This window comes from Euzebyales bacterium (assembly GCA_035461305.1).
In the GTDB taxonomy this organism is placed as follows: Bacteria; Actinomycetota; Nitriliruptoria; order Euzebyales; family JAHELV01; genus JAHELV01.
The window spans coordinates 1-2,797 of the sequence record DATHVN010000108.1; the positions used below are offsets into that span (position 1 = coordinate 1).

A 2,797-nucleotide genomic window follows, 5' to 3' on the forward strand; every position below is an offset into this window, starting at 1 on the left:
ACCCGGACGTGGACGACATGCAACGCGCCTTCGACGACTTCGTACGCTTCGTCCACGAGGAGACGTCGATCCCACCGTTGGTCAAGATCGCATTGGCGCACTACCAATTCGAGGCGATCCATCCGTTCCTCGACGGCAACGGCGACTGGGTCGCCTGCTGATCGCGTTCCTGCTGGTCGAACAACAACTGCTCCCGCGGCCGCTGCCGTACCTCAGTGCCTACTTCGAGCAGCACCGCAGTGAGTACTACGACCGCCTCTAGGCCGTGCGCGAGCGGGGTGAGCTGCGCGAGTAGCTGGTGTTCTTCCTCACCGGGGTCGCGGAACTTGCCAACGACGCCGTCGGTCGCGCCGAGCGACTCGTCGACCTCCGTGAGAGTTACCGCCAGCGGTTGAGCGGTGACCGGTCCCGCGCGGTCGAGGTGATCGACTTGGTGTTTCAGAATCCGGTGCTCACGACGACCCGCATCGCCCAGACGCTGGACACCACCCTGGAGAGTGCGCTCAACCACGTCCGACGGCTTGAGGCGGCCGGCATCGTCAGCGAAGCGCGAGGCGTGCCCGGCCGCTCGAAGCGATTGGATCTCGACCGAGGTCTTCCACGCGCTCGACCCCGAAGCCTCAGCCCAGTTCACCAACGACGATGATGAGGCGACGTCACCCGACCACGCCGGCGCCACCAGCTCGCGCTGACGTCCAAGTGGGGTAGATCCGACGTGCGCCTTCCAGCCTCGCGGCAGCGGAGATCCAGCGCATAACTTCGGCGGTTTCGCTCGCGTATGACCTGGATCTTCGCTGTTCAGCACACCGCTAAGGTCGGGTCAACTGAAAATCGTGAGGTCGGCGGTTCGACCCCGCCCCTGACCACAAACCGCCTCTGAGCAGGGAGTTCGCTCGCCGCGGCCATCTTTGGGCCGATAGCACAGCGCTCAAGTTGCTGCGCTGCCAGGTGGGACAGCACAGTGTCAGCGACCTCCGAACAGTGATGCACCAGCCAGCTCACCTGCGCGCCAGGAGCTGTCGGTGGCACAAGTGAGCGGCTACCGCACCACGCATCCAACGATGGCCCAAGAGCGCTGAACCTGGCATCTTTCGTGTGGAGACGAGCGTTCCAACTCCCGGGTCCGCGCCGGTTCGCACGCTGCGACCTGACGCCGCGTGAGCCGTAGGGGCGATCTGTGACGGTCCGGGGCGGTAGTACGCGCGCAAGTCAGGGCGGCGTGTCGCCCTGTCGCACGCCGAGGCCCTCCGGCGTGCAGCCATGGGGTGTGGGGGCGATGGCATGCCGGGCGTGACCGTCGGTTCCGGAGCGTCCCGTCGGACCGTATGTCATGTCGCTGTGAGCCAGAAGGCATGTTCGGCCGGCCACTGCTGCGCCCACTCGGTGGTTACCGCGGCCGGGCCGTCCTCGGCCGACGCCGGTGCGCGGATCTCGCGGTAGTCGTCGATGCGGAACCCAGCGGACCGCGCGAGCGTGAACCACTCACCCACGCTCGGCACGAACTCGACGCCGCCGGGCTCGTCGACGGCGTCACGCCAGTCGTAGCGGTAGTCGGCGAACCACGGGCGCACCAGCTCGGTGCCCGACGGGATGCTGCCGTCCAACGGCGCGGTCAGGACGGCGAGTGGGTGCGAGGTGAGGAACGTCAGCGTCCCGCCGTCGCGGAGCAGCCGCCGCGCCTCGGACAGGAATGCCGTCGGCTCGGCCCACAGCACCGCGCCGTACTCGCTGACGGCGACGTCGAACGACGCGGCGGGTTCGGGCACGTCCTCGGCGAGTCCGTGGTGCAGCGTCAGCTCGACACCGTAGCGGTCGGCGAGCCGGCACGCGGTGTCGAGCTGGCGGGCGGAGTTGTCGATGCCGACGACGCGTCGGCCGCCGCGCCGCGCCGCCCACGCCGACACGTAGGCGGTCCCGCACCCCAGCTCGATGACGTCCCGCCCGGTGAGGTCGGCCGGCAGCAGCGGTGCCTCGTGGTCGGGCACGCCGAACGCGCCCCACGTCGGTTCGGCCGCTGCCCAGCCGCGCTCGCCGAGCGCGACCCAGTCGTCGGCGGTCGCGTCCCAGTGACGGCGATTCTCGGCGGCGTAGTCCGGGAGCTCAGCCATCGCCGGTCCTGGTCGCGCAGGGTCCGCTCATCCTGTGCTCCTCCCGCGCGTGTGGATCTCGTCGGCATCATGCCACGTCGGGCCGCCCGCGTGGCGGCTGATGTCGGTGGCCCGCCCGTGCGGCACCGAGCGGTCGTCTGTGACGCCGGTGTCGAGGTGCACGCCACTGGCGGCCCGCTGCACTCATCGCCGTCGGCCGCGGGTCAGGAACGGCGCGGATGTGTCCATCGCAGCGGACGGCCGAATCGCGCGGTCGGCCACAAGCGACGCCAGCGTCGACGGCCAGGCGCATATGCATCGGCAGAGTAACGACGCCGGTTCGGGCGCGCCGACGCGGACGCGTTGGGCGTCGTTGGCTGCGACAGGGCTGTCGATGCGACGACCCAGGGGGTGCAGTTGGGCGAGGCCGCAAGGCGACGTGTGAACCTGGTCGCGTGTCATGGTGGTGTTGGGCGACACGCGGGGTGAGGACGACAGCGGTGTAGAACGACAGCGGTGTTGACGATGGCGGGGCGGCTGTGAGGTTGCCCCGTTCGCCGTTGCGGGGCAGGGTCGGCCTGTCCTGAGAAGAGCGAAGCCCTCCCGGCCAAGTCTTGGCGGACAACCGGGAGGGCTTCTTGCTGCGATAGGTGCAGCCGTGACGACGGTAAGCCCGGATCCGGTCCACGTCGAGTCCCGGCTGGCGTCGG

At 69.3% G+C, this 2,797-nt stretch carries 2 protein-coding genes; one reads left to right on the forward strand and one right to left on the reverse strand.

Annotation, left to right across the window (positions count from 1 at the left end; genetic code table 11):
- The first annotated feature begins 298 nt into the window (after positions 1-298).
- Positions 299-646, forward strand: a complete 348-nt coding sequence (locus VK923_09855; GenBank protein ID HSJ44972.1) for a hypothetical protein — start codon at positions 299-301, stop codon at positions 644-646.
- A 682-nt stretch (positions 647-1,328) separates the two neighbouring features.
- On the opposite strand, the gene VK923_09860 is transcribed toward VK923_09855, so the two are convergent.
- On the reverse strand, positions 1,329-2,108 hold the full coding sequence (locus tag VK923_09860) for a class I SAM-dependent methyltransferase (GenBank protein HSJ44973.1): 780 nt from the start codon (positions 2,106-2,108) through the stop codon (positions 1,329-1,331).
- Positions 2,109-2,797 lie beyond the last annotated feature (689 nt).

Excerpts from the sequence above, each read along its gene's own strand:
- VK923_09860 (HSJ44973.1), bottom strand. The coding sequence starts at position 2,108 with ATGGCTGAGCTCCCGGACTACGCCGCCGAGAATCGCCGTCACTGGGAC.